The organism is Microbispora sp. GKU 823 (genome assembly GCF_002027145.1).
GTDB lineage: Bacteria > Actinomycetota > Actinomycetes > Streptosporangiales > Streptosporangiaceae > Microbispora > Microbispora siamensis.
Genome location: NZ_MWJN01000138.1, coordinates 1 through 20,059, shown reverse-complemented (window position 1 = coordinate 20,059; position 20,059 = coordinate 1). Strand labels below are relative to the sequence as shown.

At 71.8% G+C, this 20,059-nt stretch carries 20 protein-coding genes; 13 read left to right on the top strand and 7 right to left on the bottom strand.

Going from position 1 to position 20,059, the window contains the following annotated elements:
* Together B1L11_RS40570 and B1L11_RS40565 are read right to left on the bottom strand one after the other, a co-directional pair.
* A partial coding sequence (locus B1L11_RS40570) for a hypothetical protein (RefSeq protein ID WP_218671620.1) occupies nucleotides 1-436 on the bottom strand: 436 nt, incomplete at its 3' end.
* A gap of 18 nt (nucleotides 437-454) precedes the next feature.
* Nucleotides 455-2,713 (bottom strand): TOMM precursor leader peptide-binding protein, encoded by a 2,259-nt coding sequence (locus tag B1L11_RS40565; protein ID WP_143737899.1) that lies wholly within the window; start codon nucleotides 2,711-2,713, stop codon nucleotides 455-457.
* Nucleotides 2,714-3,146: 433 nt separating this feature from the next.
* Here B1L11_RS40565 and B1L11_RS40560 point away from each other — a divergent pair, with 433 nt between their 5' ends.
* Entirely contained in the window at nucleotides 3,147-6,005 is a 2,859-nt protein-coding gene (locus tag B1L11_RS40560) for an AAA family ATPase (RefSeq protein ID WP_079320529.1), read from the top strand.
* A gap of 74 nt (nucleotides 6,006-6,079) precedes the next feature.
* The gene (locus tag B1L11_RS40555) at nucleotides 6,080-6,751 is read left to right on the top strand and encodes a FadR/GntR family transcriptional regulator (protein WP_079320528.1); all 672 of its coding nucleotides are present in this window, start codon (nucleotides 6,080-6,082) and stop codon (nucleotides 6,749-6,751) included.
* 17 nt (nucleotides 6,752-6,768) lie between these two features.
* Here the strand turns inward: B1L11_RS40555 and B1L11_RS40550 are convergent, their stop codons facing one another.
* A complete protein-coding gene (locus B1L11_RS40550) occupies nucleotides 6,769-7,113 on the bottom strand; it encodes an MmcQ/YjbR family DNA-binding protein (RefSeq protein ID WP_079320527.1) in 345 nt (114 codons plus the stop codon).
* A 198-nt stretch (nucleotides 7,114-7,311) separates the two neighbouring features.
* On the opposite strand from B1L11_RS40550, the gene B1L11_RS40545 reads away from it, so the two are divergent.
* Nucleotides 7,312-8,511: a cytochrome P450 gene (locus B1L11_RS40545; RefSeq protein ID WP_079320526.1), complete on the top strand. Its 1,200-nt coding sequence runs from the start codon at nucleotides 7,312-7,314 to the stop codon at nucleotides 8,509-8,511.
* 6 nt (nucleotides 8,512-8,517) lie between these two features.
* Here B1L11_RS40545 and B1L11_RS49105 read toward each other — a convergent pair whose 3' ends face one another.
* From B1L11_RS49105 to B1L11_RS40535, 3 genes are all read right to left on the bottom strand, one after another.
* Complete coding sequence (locus B1L11_RS49105) at nucleotides 8,518-8,868, bottom strand: ROK family protein (RefSeq protein ID WP_256863304.1); 351 nt, start codon at nucleotides 8,866-8,868, stop codon at nucleotides 8,518-8,520.
* Complete coding sequence (locus B1L11_RS40540) at nucleotides 8,808-9,761, bottom strand: ROK family transcriptional regulator (protein ID WP_218671618.1); 954 nt, start codon at nucleotides 9,759-9,761, stop codon at nucleotides 8,808-8,810. Before B1L11_RS40540 ends, B1L11_RS49105 begins: the two co-directional genes overlap by 61 nt.
* A 107-nt stretch (nucleotides 9,762-9,868) precedes the next feature.
* Nucleotides 9,869-10,894 (bottom strand): GDP-mannose 4,6-dehydratase, encoded by a 1,026-nt coding sequence (locus B1L11_RS40535; protein WP_079320525.1) that lies wholly within the window; start codon nucleotides 10,892-10,894, stop codon nucleotides 9,869-9,871.
* Nucleotides 10,895-11,147: 253 nt separating this feature from the next.
* On the opposite strand from B1L11_RS40535, the gene B1L11_RS40530 reads away from it, so the two are divergent.
* The 3 genes from B1L11_RS40530 (at nucleotide 11,148) to B1L11_RS40520 (ending at nucleotide 14,252) form a co-directional block, all read left to right on the top strand.
* Nucleotides 11,148-12,389, top strand: a complete 1,242-nt coding sequence (locus B1L11_RS40530) for a glycosyltransferase family 4 protein (RefSeq protein WP_239108122.1) — start codon at nucleotides 11,148-11,150, stop codon at nucleotides 12,387-12,389.
* 91 nt (nucleotides 12,390-12,480) lie between these two features.
* Nucleotides 12,481-13,194: a class I SAM-dependent methyltransferase gene (locus B1L11_RS40525; protein WP_079320523.1), complete on the top strand. Its 714-nt coding sequence runs from the start codon at nucleotides 12,481-12,483 to the stop codon at nucleotides 13,192-13,194.
* The gene (locus B1L11_RS40520) at nucleotides 13,191-14,252 is read left to right on the top strand and encodes a prenyltransferase (RefSeq protein WP_079320522.1); all 1,062 of its coding nucleotides are present in this window, start codon (nucleotides 13,191-13,193) and stop codon (nucleotides 14,250-14,252) included. The genes B1L11_RS40525 and B1L11_RS40520 overlap by 4 nt, the downstream gene beginning before the upstream one ends.
* 12 nt (nucleotides 14,253-14,264) lie before the next feature.
* Here the strand turns inward: B1L11_RS40520 and B1L11_RS40515 are convergent, their stop codons facing one another.
* Entirely contained in the window at nucleotides 14,265-14,894 is a 630-nt protein-coding gene (locus B1L11_RS40515) for a class I SAM-dependent methyltransferase (protein ID WP_256863303.1), read from the bottom strand.
* Nucleotides 14,895-14,976: 82 nt separating this feature from the next.
* Between B1L11_RS40515 and B1L11_RS40510 the strand changes: the two genes are divergently transcribed.
* The 7 genes from B1L11_RS40510 to B1L11_RS40480 all read left to right on the top strand — a co-directional run bounded on the left by B1L11_RS40510 (nucleotide 14,977) and on the right by B1L11_RS40480 (nucleotide 19,888).
* Nucleotides 14,977-15,462 carry a pyridoxamine 5'-phosphate oxidase family protein gene (locus B1L11_RS40510; RefSeq protein WP_079320521.1) on the top strand — a complete coding sequence of 162 codons (486 nt, stop codon included), beginning with the start codon at nucleotides 14,977-14,979 and terminating at the stop codon, nucleotides 15,460-15,462.
* 176 nt (nucleotides 15,463-15,638) lie between these two features.
* Entirely contained in the window at nucleotides 15,639-15,833 is a 195-nt protein-coding gene (locus B1L11_RS40505; protein WP_030506197.1) for a ferredoxin, read from the top strand.
* 37 nt (nucleotides 15,834-15,870) lie between these two features.
* Entirely contained in the window at nucleotides 15,871-16,956 is a 1,086-nt protein-coding gene (locus tag B1L11_RS40500; protein WP_079320520.1) for an alcohol dehydrogenase catalytic domain-containing protein, read from the top strand.
* 71 nt (nucleotides 16,957-17,027) lie between these two features.
* On the top strand, nucleotides 17,028-17,522 hold the full coding sequence (locus tag B1L11_RS40495) for an MSMEG_6728 family protein (RefSeq protein ID WP_079320519.1): 495 nt from the start codon (nucleotides 17,028-17,030) through the stop codon (nucleotides 17,520-17,522).
* Nucleotides 17,523-17,649: 127 nt separating this feature from the next.
* Complete coding sequence (locus B1L11_RS40490; protein WP_079320518.1) at nucleotides 17,650-17,919, top strand: type II toxin-antitoxin system ParD family antitoxin; 270 nt, start codon at nucleotides 17,650-17,652, stop codon at nucleotides 17,917-17,919.
* A 71-nt stretch (nucleotides 17,920-17,990) separates the two neighbouring features.
* Nucleotides 17,991-18,341, top strand: a complete 351-nt coding sequence (locus tag B1L11_RS40485) for a hypothetical protein (protein WP_143737898.1) — start codon at nucleotides 17,991-17,993, stop codon at nucleotides 18,339-18,341.
* Nucleotides 18,342-18,442: 101 nt separating this feature from the next.
* Nucleotides 18,443-19,888: an ATP-binding protein gene (locus tag B1L11_RS40480; RefSeq protein WP_218671617.1), complete on the top strand. Its 1,446-nt coding sequence runs from the start codon at nucleotides 18,443-18,445 to the stop codon at nucleotides 19,886-19,888.
* The last annotated feature ends 171 nt before the right edge of the window (nucleotides 19,889-20,059 follow it).

Below are 20,059 nucleotides of genomic sequence, written 5' to 3'. Positions count from 1 at the left end.
GGCGCACGCGCGCGTCCGCGGCGAGCGGCGCGGCCGGGCGCACCGGGCCGCCGCCGTAGGGGCGCAGCACGGCCACCGGCTCGCCCCCGGAAGGCACCACCTCTCCGCCGGACGGCACCGTCTCTCCGCCGGACGGCACCGTCTCTCCGCCGGACGGCACCAGGACGGCCCGCTCCAGCAACGCCCCGGCCGACAGCTTGCGCAGCAGCAGGTGCCAGCGCAACAGCCCGCCGTCGCCGTCGTGCTCGGTGACGGTCCTGGCCAGCTCGTCCTCGCTCGCGCCGCCGGCGAGCGCGCGCAGCGCGGCGACCGTGCCCGGAGGCAGGTCCCGCAGCGCGGCGGGGCCGAACGGCGTGGCCAGGGTGACCGCCCCCGGCGTCTCCTCCGGTTCTGACAGGCCGGCGTCGCGGCGCAGCCGCACCTGAACGGTGTGCATGGGCTCCCCCCTATCGGGTCAGAAGAAGACGCTGGTGGGGTTGAGCTCCTCTTCCAGAGCCGGTTCCGTCCGCCAGCCGAGGGCCACCGGGACGTCGTACAGGCGGCCCGGGCCGAGCCGGCGCCAGAAGTGCCGCATGCCGGGGACCAGCACCCGGGCGACGTTGAGCTCCAGATCCGGCCGCGTCTGGTCGACCGCGATCACCTCCAGGCCGCACGCGGCGGCCCGGGCGACGCAGGTCTCCACGTCGGCCGCGAGGTCGGCGCCCTCGGACACCGGGTAGTCCGCGAGCGTGCGGGGGCGCTGCGCGGGGTCGGGCAGCAGCCAGGGGTCGCTCTCGATGGTGGTCTCCTTCCACCAGCGGAGTGTGGCGATGTCGTCGTCGTGGTAGATCGTCTCGCCGTTCTCGTCCCTGCGGCGTACGGACGGGAGGAACTGGTTGACCTCGGTCAGCGTCCGCAGCGCGGCGATCCGGGGATCGAGGTGGGCGCCGAAACCCACGATGACGTCCTGCACCGGGTGGTCGAGCCGGTGGGAGACGCCGGCGAAGGCCGGGACGCCGAGGTCGGTCGTCAGGTCGAGCAGCCACAGACTGCGGCCCATGTCGGCGTAGAACTCGCGCAACGTGTCGACGTACGGGTCCTTGAGCGAGTCGAGGTCGAAGGCGGGCCGCCGGACCCGGTTGTACCACCACAGCGCGACCGCGTCCCGCTCCACGACCTCGCAGAACCCCTGCAGGATCGCCTCCTCCAGCGTGTTGCCTGAGGCGCTGCCGTTGGAGTCGCCGACGCAGTAGAAGTGGCGTTCCAGGTCGGGATGGCCATACCAGGCGTAGCCGGCGGGGACCAGCCGCTCCTCGTCGGCGGTCAGCGACCAGGCTCGCGACCAGTCCAGCGGCAGGTCGGTGCGGAACCGCTCGGGCACCAGGTGCAGCCGGTGCGAGGGGTCGCTGTTCCAGGCGTCCCGGTCGCCGTACTGCTTGTCGGAGAACAGCAGCAGGTCACTCGGGTGGACCGCGAGACCCTCCTCGAGGTCGGCGTGGGCCGCCTTGAGCACCGGCTCCTCGCCGCGCCACACGCCCGAGTAGCGCTCGATCGCCTCGCACAGGGCGCTGACCTTGGCCTGGATCTCGGTCCGGCCCTTGCCGCCGCTCTGCCCGCGCAGGTTGCGGCGCAGCAGGTCCATGTTGTCGCCGAGCATCGCGAAGTTGTGACCCGCGGTGAAGCTGTAGGTCACGCCGTTGTCCTCGTCGGCCCACGGGCGCAGCCGGGTGACCGCGCCCAGGTAGGGGCTGATGTGCCGCTCCAGCCGGGCGTACGTCGCCGAGGGCAGCTCGACCCGGTAGCCGCCGTCGGTCACGTGGCGGGCGGACCGGGAGGCGAGCGTGACCTTCGGCTCGCGCTCGCGGATCAGCGAGGGGTCGCCGCACACCGGACACTGCGGCAGCCGGATCAGCTGGTGCTCGGCGCTGGTGAGCGTGCGCAGGTCGACGGTGATCATCTTGCCCTGCAGGGTCGACGGCAGGCCCGTGGCGGCGGTTCGTACGAGCTCGGCCGCCAGCAGCCCGCCCACCGCCGCGGCGCCGCCCTGGAGGGCCTCGCGCACCGGGTGATACGGCGGCAGCCCGTCCCCCCGCTTGCCCGCGAGGTAGCGCTCGACCTGCCGGTTGCCCTCGATCCGCTGGGACATGCACGCCCAGCAGCCCGTGCTGCCCGGCTGGAACAGCGGTCCCAGCCAGGCCACGGTGCCGGCCGGCCTGACCAGCACCCAGGGCCGCCCGGCCGCCAGGCACTCGGCGTTGAGCTCCTCCAGGCCCGGGTCCAGGTAGTCGTCGACCACCGCCACGACCGTGCCGTCGCCGTCCGGATCCGTGCGCAGCCCGTGCTCGCGCAGCAGCGCCTCGACCGGGCCGGGGTCGACGCCCGCGCCCGCGAACAGCCGGAAGGACGTCCGCTCCAGGGCCGTGACGACGGCCGCGGGGTCGACGCCCTGCGCGTCCCAGAAGGCGAGCACCGGGTCGGTCAGGGGCGGCCGGCCCTCGACCAGGTGACCGGCGGCCTCATAGCGCCGGATGGCGAGCACCGCCTGGGCCGGGGACAGTTCGCCGGCGAGGGCCTGGACGATGTCCATGACGGTGTGCCGGCCGTCGAGATAGGGAAGGACGCGGCCCGAGCCCGCGCCGCGTACGAGATAGTGCTGGCCTTCCGCCAGAAGGAAGACTTTCGCGTCGTCGAGGACTTCGGTGCTGAAGTGCGCCTTGAGCCGTGGCCGTTCCATGCCCCCCGCCATTCACTGCGCGATTAGCCGATGAGCGGAGAATTCCATTGGATTCCGCAAAAAGTAAAGACGTATTTGTCATCGCGCCGACGCATACGTACACCCGGCGCGCACAAAGCGGGACCCGGCCCTGTGCGTACGGTGATGCGTACCGCGGGCGGCGCGGCGGAATACGTATGCGGACCGCCTCCCGGGGTCTGTGCCGCCGACCTGCCGCGATGATTCGGCCGGCCGCATTGCCGACGCCGCAGGGGTTCCGGCTCGGACGGGCGGCCTCCCCTATCCGGCGGACAGGAAATCATGACAAGAGGTTGCTTTCACGAGTCAGCAATATTGTGTTTACTCATACCGATTTCAAGTATTGACAACCAGCTGGCCCTGTCCGGCATGATCCGTATGTCGAGAAAAATCAGTATGTGCTCCGGGGGTAGGGATGGCCTCAGGGCGGCCGGTACTACTGCACCGGGACAAGGAGCTAGGGGTCGTCGACGAGGTACTGGCCGGGCTTGCCGAAGGGAAACCGGCCGTACTGGTGATTCAGGGCACGCGAGGGATCGGGAAGACACGGCTGCTGCACGCGGCGCTGGCGCGCAGGCCGGGCGGTGTCGTGCTCAGCGCCCGGGGCCACGCCGACGAGCGCTCCTTCGCGTTCGGCATCGTCCGGCAGTTGTTCGACCCGATGATGAGCGGCTCGAAACGGGCCGACCCCGGCGCCCCCGCCGCCGTCCTCGACGGAGGTGTGCGCACGCCCGCACTGGCGGCGGTGCCGTACGACGGGAGCGCCCCCGTCGTGCCCGCCGCACTGCTCGACGACCTCTACCGGGCCACTCGCTCGCTGACCGCGGGACAGCCGCTGATCATCGCGGTCGACGACCTCAACCACGCCGACCCGCAGTCGGCGCAGTGGTGCTCCTACATCGCCAGGCGGCTCGACGGCCTGCCCATCGCGATGATCCTGACCTGCGACGTGGAGGACCGCAGCGCCGGCGACGCGGTCTGGGACATCCTGGCGTTGCCGTACGCGCGGTCGCTGCGGCCCTCGGCACTGTGCCGGAGATGTGCCGCCACGCTCATGGAGTCGGCACTGGGCGCTCCCGTGGACGACGAGATCGTGACGGCCTGCCACCGCCTGACCAAGGGCAATCCGCTGCTCCTGCTGGAGACGGCGGGACGGCTGGCCGCCGCCGACGTCCTGCCGGACAGGTCCGAGCTGCCCCGCGTGATGCGGATCGGCGCGACGGCCCTGTCGGAGACCGTCCTCGAATGGCTCGGCGGCAGGTATCCGTCCCTTCTCGCCCTCCTGCAGAGCCTGGCCATCATCGCGCCGTACGCCGGGCTGGAGACGGCGGCGATGCTGGCCGGGTACGGCGCGGTCGCGGCCGAGGAGGCGGGCCACGCGCTCGCCGGGGCGGGCCTGCTGGAGGGCAGCCCGCCGCAGCGGTTCACGCACGACCTCGTCCAGTCGACGATCCTCGCGCGCATGGACCCCCGCGCGCGCGACGAGTTGCACCGGCGGGCGGCCTCGCTGCTGCACCGCCTCGGCTCGCCGCCCAAGCGGTCGGCCCGGCACCTCCTGTCGGCGAGCCCCACCGGCGACCCGTGGGCCGTTTCCGTGCTGCGCGAGGCCGCGCGGGAGGCGGTCTCCGAGAACGCCTGGGAGGACGCGACCCGCTATCTGCACCGCGCGCTCGCCACGGCCAAGGACCAGGCCGTCCTGCAGGTGACGGCCGAGCTGGGCGCCGTCGAGGTGCACCTCGACATCCCGGCCTGTCTGCGGCACTTCCGCACGGTGACCGCCCTCGCCGGCGACACCGGGGAGCGGGCGGACTCCCTGGCGCCCTTCGCCACCGCCCTGCTCACGCTCAACTCCCCGGAAGCGGCCTCGGCCTTCTGCGACATCGCCCGGGGCTTCGACGACGATCCGACCGGCCGGCTCCCCGACCGTGAGGTGCTGCTGCGGCTCAGCGCGCAGGCGCTGCTGACCGGCCAGTCGTACGGCTCACGCGCGGCGATGCGGCAGCTCAACGCCGAGCCCGGCGCCGCCACGAGCGCGGGGGCGCGGGACTACCTCGCCACCGCCGCGCTGTCCGGCGCGGCCAGGGGCAGGCACCTCCACCGCACGCTGACCCTGGCCCGGCGCTGCCTCGACGGAGGCGGGCCGATCCCGCCGACGCTGGTCATGGCGCTGCTGTGGGCGGGCCGGGTGGACGAGGCGGCGTACTGGTCGGAGCAGGTGGCCGCCGAGGCGCGGGCGCACGCCTCGATGACCGGTCAGGCCCTCGCCGGCACGCTGCTGTCGGACGTCGCCTACCGCAAGGGGAAGCTGCGCGCGTCACTGGCGCACGCCCGCGAGGCCATCCACTTCGCGCGGGGGTCGCACGCCCCCGGGCTGCACGTCGCCGCCGTGTCCTGCGCGGCCCGCGTGCTCCTCGAGCGCGACGAACTCGACGTCGCCCACGCGCTGTTCGACGAGGTCGCCGCGCGCGAACCGGTGCACCCCCTCCTGCAGGGGACCCTGCTGGAGGCCCGGGGCCGGGTGTCGATCGCCAGGGGCGAGGTCCGCGAAGGGCTGCGCGCCCTGCTGGAGGCCGGACGGCAGCTGCTGTCGGCCGGGGTCGTCAACCCGGCGTGTGCGGGCTGGCGGGGCCAGGCGGCGCTGGCCTACCTGCGGCTCGGCCAGCACGGGACCGCCCGCCGCCTGGCGGAGGAGGAGCTGGAGCTGGCCAGGGCCTGGGGCGCCCCGGACAGCATCGGCCGCGCGCTGAGCATCGCGAGCACGACCGTCGAGGGCAGCCGAAGGCTCGACCTGCTCACCGAGGCGATGACAGTGCTCGACGGGCCGGGCGGAGCCATGGAGCGCATCCGAGCGATGCTGCGCCTGGGCATCGCCCTGCAGGCCGCCGGGGAGGCGCGCCGCGCCCACGACACGCTCAACGAGGCATACGCGCTGGCCGACGGCTGCGGCGCCGTACGGCTCGCCGCGCTCGCCGAGCGCAACCTCGCAACGGCCGGCGGCCGAGCCCGCGGCGGGCAGGCCGACGGCCCGTCGCCCCTGACGGCCGGGGAGATGCGGGTCACCGAACTGGTGTTGCGCGGCATGAGCAACCTCCAGGTCGCGACCGAGCTGTCCATCAGCAAACGGACCGTGGACACCCACCTCGCCCGCATCTACCGCAAGCTCGGCATCCACACCCGCGCGGAGCTGGCCGAGATCATCAAGCGGCTCGGGGACCACCAAGCCGGGATCGGCTCCCTGCCCGGCCAGAAGGAATGGCCCGGCCAGGACGAATAGGGCCCGGCCGTACAATTCCCCGGGGACGCCTCTGGGCGGCCCCCGGACGAAGGCGCGCGGCAGGGAGACGGGGCGTGGCGGTCACCGACGCGGCGATCAGCAGTATCAAGGACATGATCCTGTCGGGCGAGCTGGGTCCGGGCGACCGGCTGCCCCGGGAGGCCGACCTGGCCGAGCGGCTGGGGCTGTCCCGCAACTCGCTGCGGGAGGCCGTCCGCGCGCTCGCCCTGATCAACGTGCTCGACGTGCGGCAGGGCGACGGCACCTACGTCACCAGCCTGGATCCACGCCTGCTGCTGGACGCCCTGTCGTTCGTGGTCGACTTCCACCAGGACGACACGGTCCTGCAGTTCTTCGAGGTGCGGCGCATCCTCGAACCCGCGGCCACCGCCATGGCGGCGACCCGGATGACCGACGAGGACGTCGCCGAACTGCGCGACATCCTGGACGCGTTCCCGGAGAAGCCGAGCACGGAGGACTTCGTCGCCAACGACCTGCGATTCCACCAGCGGATCGCCCTGGGCTCCGGCAACCCCGTGCTCAGCTCGCTGATCGAGAGCATCTCCGGCCCCACCGCGCGGGCCCGCATCTGGCGCGGCCTCACCCAGGAGGGCGCGGCCGAGACGACGCGGGCGCAGCACACCGCCATCTACGAGGCCATCGCGGGGCGCCGGCCGGAGATCGCCCAGGCGTGGGCCACCGTCCACATCGCGGGCGTGGAGGAGTGGCTGCGCCGCGCGCTGTGACCGCACCCCGCCGCGCGCTAGGAGCGGGATTCGTGCGCCTCGACGAGGGACTTCGGCGCGGTGAGGCACCACGCCTCGGTGACCAGCTCGAACAGCTCGTCCGGGTCGATCTTCTCCAGATGGACCACGACCCAGCCGAAACGCCCGGCGGTGAACTGTGGCTCGAACACCTCGGGCCGCTCGGCCACCAGCGCGATCTGCTCCTCGATCGTCGCCTTGAGGCCCACCGTCTCGGTGCGCTCCCACAGGTAGCCGAAACCCTTGCCGCGCACCTTGAACGAGACCCAGTCGCCGCCCTCACCCTGGCTGACCTCGGGCAACCGGTCCAGCATGGCCAGGAACTCCTCGACGCTCACACCCATGTGCCCAGTCGTACCAGAGCCCACCGACAAGGCGGCGGCAGCGATCCGTCACCTCCGGGTCGCTTGACGGGCCGTCACCCACGTAATAGAACACGTTTCAGAATCAGCACGAACAAGCGCTTGATCACACTATCGGCGGGCGCCGACAGGGCGATCGTCCCTCTTATCAAGGGCAGCCAAACCCGATTAGGTGGATGCATGGAAATCAACCTCGTCGACAAGGACCGCTACGCGCGCAGCGGGGTGCCGCACGACCAGCTCCGCTGGCTCAGGGACAACGCGCCCGTCTACTGGCACGAGGGACAGGGCGACTGGCCCGGGTTCTGGGCGGTCACCAAGCACGCGGACGTCGTCCACGTCTCCCGTCACTCCGACCTGTTCTCCTCGGCCCGGAAACTGGCGCTGTTCGACGAGATGCCCGAGGAGCAGCGCGAGTTCCAGCGGCTGATGATGCTCAACCAGGACCCGCCCGACCACACCCGGCGCCGCTCGCTGGTCAACCGCGGCTTCACCCCCCGGCAGATCGGGCGGCTGGAGGAGCACATCCGGGACATCTGCCACGCGCTGGTGGACGAGGTCCAGGCCAAGCCCGAGGTCGACTTCGTGCGGGACATCGCCGCGCCGCTCCCGCTGTACGTGATCTGCGAGCTGCTCGGCGCTCCGGTCGAGGACCGGGACAAGATCTTCGAGTGGTCCAACCGCATGATCGGCAGCGACGACCCCGACTACTCCACCAGCCCGGAGGAGGGGCAGGCCGCCGCCTTCGAGGTCTACTCGTACGCCCACACGCTGGCCGCGGCCCGCAGGCAGGACCCGCGCGACGACATCGTCACCAGGCTCCTGCAGCCCGACGAGGACGGGCAGACGCTGACCGAGGACGAGTTCGACCTGTTCGTCCTGCTGCTGATCGTGGCGGGCAACGAGACCACCAGGAACGCGGCGTCCGGAGGCATGCTGACCCTCTTCGAGCACCCGGACCAGTGGAAGCGCCTGGTGGACGACCCCTCCCTCGCCAGGACGGCCGCCGACGAGATCGTCCGCTGGGTGTCCCCGGTCAACCTGTTCCGGCGTACGGCCACGGCGGACACCGAGATCCGCGGCCAGAAGATCGCCGAGGGCGACAAGGTGGTGGTCTTCTACGCGTCGGCCAACCGGGACGAGGAGGTCTTCGAGCGGCCCGACGAGTTCGACATCGGCCGCGACCCCAACCCTCAGATCGGTTTCGGCGGCGGCGGGGCGCACTTCTGCCTCGGCAACCACCTGGCCAAGCTGGAGCTTCGGGTGCTGTTCGAGGTGCTGGCCCAGCGCCTGCCCGGCATCCGGCGCAGCGGCGAGGCCACGCGGCTGCGGTCCAACTTCATCAACGGCATCAAGACGCTGCCCGTCACACTCGGCTGAGGACTCTCAGGACAGCGGGGTCAGGGCCAGGCGCGGCCGGGCCGCAGCCTCGCCGTACCTGCCGGCGGATGAATCGGCGGGGCCGGGCTCCGGCTCCGCGGCCGGGTAGCGCGACAGCAGCGGTGACTCCCCGAGCGCCAGGGCGACGCCGCCGAGGGCGCCCGCGACGTCGCCGAGCGCCGCCCGGCGCAGGGTCAGCCGGTGACGCGAGATCGGCACCGCGCCCGCGTCCAGGGCCTCCTGGACGGGCCCAAGGAGCGGAGCGCCGATCTCGGCCAGTTCGCCGCCGATGACGATCACCCTCGGCCCGATCGCGTTGGACAGCGCGGCGAGCACCCGGCCGATCTCGGTGCCCACGTCGCGCAGCAGGCCCAGCGCGATCGGGTCTCCCGCCTCCACGGCGCCGCCAGCGCGGGCAGGTCGTCGCCGCGCCCGCCCCTGGCGCGGTACGCGTCGAGCACCGCCCTGATCGAGGCGACGGTCTCCAGGCACCCCCTGCCGCCGCACTCGCAGGGCCTTCCCCCCGGGTCCACCGGAATGTGCCCGATCTCCCCCGACACCCCGTCGGCGCCGCGGTGCAACACCCCTCCGGCCACCACCCCGCCGCCGACGCCGTACGAGAGCCGCAGATAGAGCGCGTCCTGGTCGCCGGTGGCCGCGCCCCACGTCGACTCGGCGAGCGCCGCGAGCCTGGTGTTGTTGTCCAGCAGCACCGGCCCGCCGAAGCGCTCCCCGAGCAGGGCCCCGACGCCGGAGAGTGTCCCGGTCCGCGCCCCGGCCACCGGCCCCACGACGCCCACGCCCACGCCTTTGAGCACCCTCTGCCACGACCCGCCGCCGACGAGCCTGCGGACGAGCCGTTCGGCGAGCGCCACCCGGTCGGCCCACGGCAGGCCGGGCGCGTGCGCCTCCCCCGCCGAGCCCACGATCTCGTACGTCACGCCGACGGCCGCGACGTGCACCGCGCGGCGGGCGAAGTCGATGCCGATGGCCTGGCCGACCGTGGGATTGAGGGCCAGCTTCTCGGCGGGCCGGCCCCGGCCGCGCGGCGCCTCGTCGGGCATCGCGCTGATCACCGCGCCCGTCGCCAGCAGCCCGCTGAGCGTGTCGTGCAGGGTCGTGCGCGACAGGCCGCACCGCCGGCTGAGCTCGCCCCGGTTGAGCGGGCCGTGCGCGCGCAGCAGGCCGAGCACGGCCTGCTCGTGCCCGCGCCGCGCCGGAGACACGGCATCCGGCCTGGATTGCCACATGCGGAAAAGCATGCACAATTGGTAGGTTTTGTGTCAATCTTGGGACGACCGGCTGGAGCGCGACGACGGCGGCGCCGCCGGGCTACCGGTGAGCCCCGTCCCGGACGTCAGGCCCAGGAGGAGTCCTGCTCGGGATCGCCGCCGTCGGCGAGCAGGCGCAGGTCGGCCTCGACCATCATCGCCACGAGCTCCTCGAACGACACCGTCGGCTCCCAGCCGAGCTGGGTGCGGGCCTTCTTCGGGTCCGCGCACAGCAGGTCGACCTCCGCCGGACGGTGCAGGGACGCGTCGCAGACGACGTGCCGCTCCCAATCCAGGCCGGCGGCGGCGAACGCCGCCTCGACAAGCTCGCGCACCGAGTGCGTGCGCCCGGTGCCGATGACGTAGTCCTCGGGCTCGGCGGCCGACAGCATCATGTGCATGGCCCGGACGAAGTCGCCGGCGAACCCCCAGTCGCGGCGCGCCTCCAGATTGCCCAGGCGCAGCTCCGTGGCCATGCCGAGCTTGATCCGCGCGACGCCGAGGGAGACCTTGCGGGTGACGAACTCGGCTCCCCTGCGGGGCGACTCGTGGTTGAACAGGATGCCCGACACCGCGAACATGCCGTACGACTCGCGGTAGTTCTGGGTGAGGAAGTGCCCGTACGCCTTGGCCACGCCGTACGGCGACCTGGGGTGGAAGGGGGTGCGCTCGGTCTGCGGCGTCTCCCTGACCTGGCCGAACATCTCCGAGGACGACGCCTGGTAGAAGCGGATCTGCCCGGCCGACGAGCCGCGCGAGGCGGTGATCCCCGAGCAGACGCGGATGGCCTCCAGCACCCGGAGCACGCCCATGCCGGTCACCTCGGCGGTCAGCTCGGCCTGCTCCCACGACATGGGCACGAACGAGATGGCCCCCAGGTTGTAGACCTCGTCCGGCTGCACCTTCTCCACCGCCGAGATCAGCGACCCCTGGTCGAGCAGGTCGCCGCGGACCAGCCGTACGTCCTGCAGGAGCCGGCGCACGCGCGGGACGCGGGGGTTGGCCTGCCCGCGGACCAGGCCCCAGACCTCGTATCCCTCGCTCAGCAGGTGTTCTGCGAGATAGGAGCCGTCCTGACCGGTGATGCCGGTGATCAGCGCACGCCTGGCCAACGGATCCTCCTCGTAGCGCCCAACTTGGCCTATGAGAGGCGAATGTACCGCCCTGCCCGGCCGTGCCTACATCTACGCGCTAGAACGTGTTGCACCGAATCTCGTTCGGGTAAGCTAACACCCCAGGTCGGCAGGGTGAGAGTCGAGCGAGGACCCTTTCCACCTCACCTACCCCATCTAAGGTCAAATGGTAGTGTTCCTGGCAGCAGCCCCACGGGGGCACGGCTGGAAACCGGCTGGAAAGGGGTGCCTCTTGGCGGAGAGGCTGCGAGTCGCGCTGCTGTCCTACCGCAGCAAGCCCACCTGCGGCGGCCAGGGGGTGTACCTGCGCCACATAAGCCGCGAGCTCGTCGCTCTGGGCCACCACGTCGAGGTCTTCTCCGGCCAGCCCTACCCGGAGCTGGACGAGGGCGTGATCCTCAACAAGGTGCCGAGCCTGGACCTCTACCGCGACGAGGACCCGTTCCGCACACCGAAGCGCGACGAGTATCGCGACTGGATCGACGCGCTCGAGGTCGCCACGATGTGGACGGCCGGCTTCCCCGAGCCGCTGACGTTCAGCCTGCGCGCCTACCGGGAGCTGAAGAGGCGGCGCGGCGACTTCGACGTCGTCCAGGACAACCAGACGCTGGGCTACGGCCTGCTCGGCATCCAGCGGCTGTTCCCCGTGGTCGGCACAATCCACCATCCGATCAGCGTGGACCGGCGGATCGAGCTGAAGGCCGCCAAGGGCTGGAAGCGGCTGTCGATGCGCCGCTGGTACGGCTTCGTGCGCATGCAGAGCATCGTGGCGCCCCGGCTGAGCCCGATCCTGACCGTCAGCGAGTCGTCGCTCGCCGACATCCACCGCGACTTCAACGTGCCGCAGTCCAACATGCGGCTGATCCCGCTCGGTGTGGACACGCGGTTCTTCCACCCCCGGCCGGAACTGCCGAAGCGGGAGAACTCGATCGTGGCCGTGGCCAGCGCCGACTCGCCCATGAAGGGCGTGGCGACCCTGCTGCGGGCGGTCGCCAAGCTCGCCACCGAGCGCGAGGTCAACCTCACCGTGGTGAGCAGGCCCACTCCCGGAGGACCCACGGAACAGCTCGTCAACGAGCTGTCGCTGCACGACCGCGTACGGTTCGTGCACGGCATCCCCGACGAGGAGCTGGCGGAGCTGATCGCCACCTCCGAGGTCGCGGTGGTCCCCTCGCTGTACGAGGGGTTCTCGCTGCCGGCCGTCGAGCACATGGCGTGCGGCACGCCGCTGGTCGCCTCGCGTACGGGTGCCCTGCCCGAGGTGGTCGGCGACGCGGCCGTGCAGGTCACACCGGGCGACCCCGAGGAGCTGGCCGCCGTGCTGCGCCGCCTGCTCGACTCCCCCGAGGAGCGCGCGGAGTTCGGCCGGCGCGGCTACGACCGCGTGATGGAGCGGTACGCGTGGCCGGTCGTCGCCCGCCGCACGGTCGAGGCCTACCACGAGGCCATCGCCGCGCGCCGCGTCTCCCGATGAGCGTCTCCCGATGAGCGTCTCCCGGTGACTCCCCAGAACCGGTGACCCCAGAACCGGTGACTCCCCAGAACCCACGAAAGGCAGGCACCGAGTGCTGACCGTCGACTTCAACCGGCTGCCCGTCGGACCGGGCGACCGCGTCCTCGACCTCGGGGCCGGTGGTGGCCGGCACGCCTTCGAGGTGCTGCGCCGGGGCGCCGACGTGGTCGCCTTCGACATGGACGCCGCCGAGATGGAGAACGTGGCGGCCATGTTCGCGGCAATGGACAAGGAGGGCGAGGTGCCGGCGGGCGCGACCGGGGACGCCGTCGTCGGCGACGCCCTCGACATGCCGTTCCCCGACGCGTCGTTCGACCGCGTCATCGCCGCCGAGGTGCTGGAGCACATCCCGGACGACATGGCCGCGATGCGCGAGATCGTACGCGTGCTGAAGCCGGGCGGCCGGGCCGCGATCACGGTGCCGAGCTTCCTGCCCGAGCGGATCTGCTGGGCCCTGTCGGAGGACTACCACACCGCCCCCGGCGGACATATCCGGATTTATACGTTGGCGGAGCTCCAGGCGAAGCTGAAGGCGTCCGGACTGGAGGTCGGCGGCCACCACCACGCCCACGGCCTGCACTCGCCGTACTGGTGGATCAAGTGCGCGGTCGGGGTGAACGACGACCAGCACCCGCTGGCCAAGGCCTACCACGAGCTTCTCGTCTGGGACATCATGAAGCGCCCCCTCGCCACCCGGCTGGCCGAGGCCGTGCTCAACCCCCTCATCGGCAAGAGCGTCGTGGTCTATGTCCGGAAACCGGCATGAGGCGGGTGCCGGACGTACCGGGGATCATCACCGCAGAGCAGGTCGTCCGTACGGCCGAGAGCATCGCCGCCGTCCAGGACGACCAGGGCGGCGTGCCCTGGCCCGAAGGCCACATCGACGCCTGGAACCACATCGAGTGCCTGATGGCGCTGACCGTGGCCGGGCTGCGCGAGGAGGCCCGCAAGGGCTACGACTGGCTCGTACGGCACCAGCGCCCGGACGGCTCCTGGCCGATGAAGGTCCGCGACGGCGAGCCCGCCGAGGCGGCCGGGGAGTCCAACCACGCGGCGTACATCGCCGTGGGGGTCTGGCACGACCTGCTGGTGACCGGGGACGAGGACTTCGCCCGGTCGATGTGGCCGGTGGTGGCGCGGGCCCTCGACTTCGTCATCGGCCTGCAGACCGCGCGCGGCGAGATCCTGTGGCAGCGCGACGCCGAGGGACGTCCGGCGGAGTACGCCCTGCTCACCGGGTGCTCGTCGATCCACCAGGGCCTGCGGTGCGGGGCGCTGCTCGCCGAGCGGCTGGGCGACCCGCAGCCCGACTGGGAGCTCGCCGCCGACCAGCTCGGCCACGTGATCGCCGACCACCCGGAGGCGTTCGCCGACAAGAGCCGGTTCTCGATGGACTGGTACTACCCCGTGCTCGGCGGCGCCGTACGCGGGACGGCGGCGGCGCGGCGGTTCGACCTGGAGTGGGACACCTTCGTCGTGCCCGGCCTCGGCGCGCGCTGCGTCTCCGACCAGCCCTGGGTGACCGGCGCGGAGTCGTGCGAACTGGTGCTCGCGCTCGACGCCGCCGGGCTGCGGGAGCGCGCACTGGCGGTGTTCGCCGACATGCAGCACCTGCGTCACGAGGACGGCTCCTACTGGACCGGCTGGCAGTTCGTGAACGAGCGGCACTTCCCCAACGAGCGGTCGGGATACACGGCCGCCGCGGTCGTGCTCGCCGCGGACGCCCTCGCCCGCGCCACCCCCGGCTCGGGGATCTTCCGCGACGCCGGCGGCCGGGAGGCCCGCATCACCGGCGAGTGCGGCTGCGAGCGCGCCCGCGCCTGACAAGACGCGCCGTCAGACGCGTTCCAGTACGCGCAGTGACCCGACGACCCGCACCTCGCGGAAGGCGCCCGACTCCAGCGCACGCAGGTAGACCCGGTACGGCGCCTGCCCGCCGTCGGCCGGATCGGGATAGATGTCGTGGAAGACCAGCGCGCCGCCCCGCATGACGTGCGGCGCCCATCCCTCGTAGTCGGCCGTCACCGGCTCCTCCGAGTGGCCGCCATCGATGAACAGCACGGCCAGCGGAGTGGACCAGTGGCGGGCGACCGTGGCCGACGGGCCCACGATCGCGATCACCTCGTCCTCCAGGCCGGCGGCGGCGATCGTGTCGCGGAAGAACGGCAGCGAGTCCATCCGCCCGGTCTTCGGGTCCACGAGTTCGGGGTCGTGGTGCGGCCAGCCCGGCTGGATCTCCTCGGAGCCTCGATGGTGGTCCACTGTGAAGACCACCGTGCCCGCCCGCCGCGCCCCGGCGCCCAGGTAGACGGCCGACTTGCCGCAGTAGGTACCGATCTCGCAGATGGGCCCGCGGGAGCCGTACGCGCAGGCGGTCTCGTACAGGGCCTCGCCCTCGGCGGGCGGCATGAAACCGCGCGCCTCCTCGGCGGCGCGGCGCAGGTCGTCGGGCATCGGGGTCGCCATGCCGGGCACCCTACCCAACAAGCCGAACGATGTTCGGGACTGCCCCTTGTCCGCCCGGATGGAACGTGTTCTACTTTGCTTCGTGAACCAGCGCGCCCGCATCGCGATGAGCGAGGAAGAGATCGCCGGGCTCCTGCAGGACGCCCGCAAGCTCCAGCTCGGCACGATCAATCCCGACGGCACGCCTCACCTGGTCACGATGTTCTACGGACTCGACGACGGCCGCGTCACGTTCTGGACGTACGCCAAGTCGCAGAAGGCCCGCAACATCGAGCGCGATCCGCGGGTGAGCTGCCTGATCGAGACCGGGGACGAGTACGCGCAGTTGCGCGGCGTGCTCGTCTACGGCAAGGCGCGGCTGATCGACGACCCGGCGGCCGTCCTGGAGGTCGGCCTGGACGTCACCCGGCGGATGACCGGCGTGCCCGTCGACGGCCCCGAGGCGCGGGCGTACGTCGAGCACACGGCACGCAAGCGCGTGGCCTACCTGGTCGAGCCGGCCCGCGTCGTCTCCTGGGATCACCGCAAGCTCGGCGGCGATGGGTCTGTCCCGCGGATCTCGCCGTAGCGAGGATCGGCCAGGTGGATGCGTCGCAAGGCGGAGGAGGAGGCCATAGCGGAGCTATGGGCGACGACGACAACGCAGCGAGGCGCCGCCTGGCCGACCGCAGTAGGCGAAAGATCCAAGGGACAGGCCCTAACGTGAACTCCAGCGCGACGTGACGCACAGGAGGAGGACGCGCCATGAAGATCAAGGTCGACTACGACGTGTGTGAGGCCAACGCCGTCTGCATGGGCCTGGCGCCCGAGGTCTTCGAGGTCGACGACGAGGACAACCTCCACGTGCTGATGCCCGAGCCGCCCGCCGAACTGCTCGACCGGGTCCGCCACGCGGTCCGGTCCTGCCCCAAGGCCGCGCTGTCGCTCGAGGACGAGTGACGCGCGGCACCCAACCCTGAAAGGCCAGGAGGTCCCCATGCGCGGCGCGCTTCTCCACGCGGTCGGCGACGAAAAGCTCGACATCAGAGACGACTTCACGCTGACGCCGGTGGGCCCGGGTGACGTCCGGGTGCGGGTGAAGGCCACCGGCGTCTGCCACTCCGACCTCTCGGTGCTCACCGGCGTGCTCCCCATGCCGCTCCCGATCATCCCCGGTCACGAGGGCGCGGGCGAGGTCGTCGAGGTGGGCGACGGCGTGACCACCGTGCAGCCGGGCGACCACGTCATCATCAACTGGACGCCCGCCTGCGGCGACTGCCCGAGCTGCGTGGGCGGCCAGCCGAACCTCTGCATGACGTACATGATGAAGAGCTTCACCGAGCCGCGGTTCCTGTTCGACGGCGCGACCCCGGCGTTCGGCATGGCCGGGTGCGGCACCTGGGCCGAGGAGATCATCGTGCCGTGGCAGGGGGCGATCAAGGTCGACTCCGACGTGCCGTACGAGGCGGCGGCGCTGATCGGCTGCGGCATCACGACGGGCGTCGGCGCGGTGCTCAACACCGCGAAGGTGCGCCCCGGCGCGACCGTCGCGGTCGTCGGCTGCGGCGGCGTCGGCCTGTCGGTGATCCAGGGCGCCCGCATCTCCGGCGCGACCACGATCCTCGCGATCGACCCGCTGGAGTCCAAGCACGCGCTCGCGAAGAAGGTCGGCGCCACCCACGCCTGCACCCCCGACCAGCTCATGGACGCGATCGGCACGCTGACCGGCGGCCAGGGCTTCGACCACGGCTTCGAGGTGGTCGGCAAGTCGGCCGCGATCATGACGGCGTGGCAGGCCACCCGGCGCGGCGGCGACGTCATTATCGTCGGCGCGGGCGCCATGGACGACCAGGTGCCGCTGACCGCCTTCAACCTGCTGTTCGAGGGCAAGAACATCCTCAGCTCGCTGTACGGCGACGCCGACGTCCGCAGGGACTTCCCGCGTTTCGTCAACCTCTACAAGGCCGGCAAGCTCGACCTGGACAGCATGATCAGCTCCCGCATCAGGATCGGCGACCTGAACGACGCCGTCGACGCCCTGCGCGGCGGCGAGGTGCTCCGGCAGATCGTGCTGTTCGACTGACGCCACGGCCTGCCGGAGATCTCCCCGGCGCGGGGGATATCTCCGGCGGGCGGGGTAACCCGAGCGGCGACATGCAGACGTTCCTGCCGTACCCCGACTTCGCGGCCACCGCCCGCGTCCTCGACCCGCTCCGCCTGGGCAAGCAGCGGGTCGAGGCCCTGCAGATCCTGCGCACGCTCACCGTTCCCGGGTACGGCTGGCGGCACCACCCGGTGGCGCACATGTGGGCCGGGTACGAGGAGGCGCTGGTCCGCTACGGCCTGGAGATCGTGGCGGCCTGGTGCGACCTGGGCCGCGCCGACACCTGCGCCGGGACGATGACCAGGGAACTGCTCGACTGCCGGGGCATCGCGACGCCCCGCACCCAGGCGGCCCTCGCGGAGGCGGACGAACTGCCGCCCTGGCTCGGGGACCCCGCCCTCCACCTCAGCCACCGCTCGGCCCTGCTGCGCAAGGATCCGGAGTTCTACGGCCCGAAGTTCCCCGGAGACCCCGACGACCTCCCCTACGTCTGGCCCGGCTCCGACCGCGTCAACGCCCTGCTCCCACCCCGCCGCACCGTGTAGTGCCCCGGGCGGACCTGTAGCGCCCCGGGCGGACCTGTGGTGCCCCGACGGACCTGTGGATTGCCCGTCACGCAGGCACTTCCGGTGTTCGCCTTTCCCGCCGACGACGTCATCGTATGATTATCGTATGACGACGAAGGCGGTCAGCGTCACAATCGAGGAGCATCTGCTTGAGTACGCCAACGCCGAGGTGGCAGCCGGTCGAGCCCGATCGGTGTCGGCCGTGGTGAACGCCGCCCTGGCGCGCCAAGCCGAGGCCGACCGCGAGGCCGACGCGACGGTGCGCGCCGCGGTGAAGACCGTCCGATCCGACCCTGACGCAGTGGCGAAGGTGCGGCGGATGACCGAGCACCTGCTGGCGCAGCGTGAGCAGGCCGACCTGCGGACCGGCCCGTGAGTACGCGAGGGTACGTCCTGGACACCACCGTGGTTTCGGAGGTCGCACGGGGAGATCTCCCGCTGATCACCATGCTGTTCGAGCTTGACGAGCGCGGGCTGCAGTTGATGGTGCCCGCGCTGGTGGTGGCCGCGGTAGCCGCGGAGATGGGTGGCGGCGACGAGACGGGGTTCCTACCGGCGGTGCGAGGCATCGCCCGATTGGAGCACGGGGTCTACGCGCCGCTGGGCGGCTTTGACGATGCGCTCGAACTCGGCCAGGCCGCTGCGCGGCTGAGTCACAAGCGACTGTGGGAGGACGCGCACACGGTGATGCTGGCACGGCGGGAGAGCGCGGACATCCTCACGCTGGATGCCGGCCGCTGGTCGGACCTGGAGCTTGACGGCGCACGCGTAGCGGAGATCGCCGACCCCGACGAATAGCCGGCAACGCGGCGGCGACTCTCGACGTCGGCCCGCGCGCCTCTGTCCCCGGCGAGTGTGTAGATTGCATCTACGTAGATGTCATCTACATAAGGGGCAGGGTGAGCGCGGTTCCTTTCATCGGCAGGCGGCGAGAGCTGGCTGCCCTGACCAAGCGCCTCGACCGGGTCAGCCGGACGGGTACCGGCTCCGCCATGGCCGTCAGGGGACGCCGCCAGGTCGGCAAGTCCCGGCTGGTGCAGGAGTTCTGCGACAGGGCCGGTGTGCCGTACCTGTTCTTCACCGCGACCAAGGGGATGTCGCCGGTCGAGGCGGTCGAGGCCTTCTGCGCCGAACTCAAGGAGTCGTGCCTGCCCGCCGATCCCGAGCAGGTCGTCCACATCACCAGCGGAAGCTGGCCGGAGGCGTTCCGCGTGCTGCACGCGGCGGTCCCGCCGACCCCCTCGATCGTCGTCGTCGACGAGATGCCCTGGCTGGCGGAACAGGACGACCTGTTCGACGGCGCGCTGCAAACGGCCTGGGACAGGCTCCTGTCGGCCAAGCCCGTTCTCCTGCTCCTGCTCGGGAGTGACCTGCACATGATGGAGCGGCTGACCGCCTACGACCGGCCGTTCTACGGGCGTGCTGACACCATGGCGCTCGACCCGCTCGATCCCGCGGAGACCGCCGGGGCGCTGGGCCTGACCGGAGGTGACGCGATCGACGCGTACCTCGCCAGCGGAGGGCTGCCCGGGATCCTGCGCGCCTGGCCGCACGGCACTCCTCCGCTGGAGTTCATCCGGCAGGAGTGCGAGGACCCGGCGTCGGCCCTGTTCGGCGTGCCCGAGTCCGTCCTTCTCGCGGAGTTTCCCTCGCCCGACCAGGCCCGCCGGGTGCTGGAAGCGGTCGGCAGCGGCGACAGGACGCACGCCGCCATCGCCGCGACGGCGGGCGGGCGCGAGGGGCCGCTGCAGTCCGGATCACTCTCCCCTCTCCTGCGCAGGCTCACCGGCGAGAAGCGCGTGCTGGCGATGGACGAGCCGCTGTCCGTCCAGCCGGGCAAACCGGCGCTGTACCGCATCCGCGATCACAACCTGCGGATGTACCTGGGCGTCCTGCGCGCCGCGGCGGAACACGCGCATCGGGGGCGGCCCGATCTCGCGTTCCGGCTCGTACGGCGACGATGGGCGAGCCTGCGTGGACGAGCCGTCGAACCGGTCGTCAGAGAGGCGCTGGGCATGGCCGCCGCGGCGGGAGAACTGCCCTGGCCGGACGCGGAAACCGTCGGCGGATGGTGGAACCGCCGGTTCTCCCCCGAGGTGGACCTGGTCGGCGCGGACCGGGCACCGGTGGCACGACGGGTGCTGTTCGCGGGCTCGATCAAGTGGCTCGGCACGCCGTTCGACGGTCACGACCTGGCCGCGCTGCGCCGCGACGCCGTACAGGTGCCGGGCTTCGACGCGGAGGCGTGCGGCCTCGCGGTGGTGTCGCTGTCCGGGATCCATCCTTCGGTAGAGGGCGTCGGCCTGGCGTGGGGCGCCGACGACGTGGTCGCGGCGTGGGGGTGAGGGCAGGCCGGAGGGCCGGGCGCCCCTGACGGAGCGCCCGGCCTCAGGTCGTGTCCCTGCCGCGGGACACTCCCGGCCTCGCGAGAGCTGGGGAGAGAGGTCAGCTCTCGGAGGAGAAGGCGGCGTCGAAGGCGGCGTCGGGTGGGGTGATGGCGTTGAGCGAGCGGATGT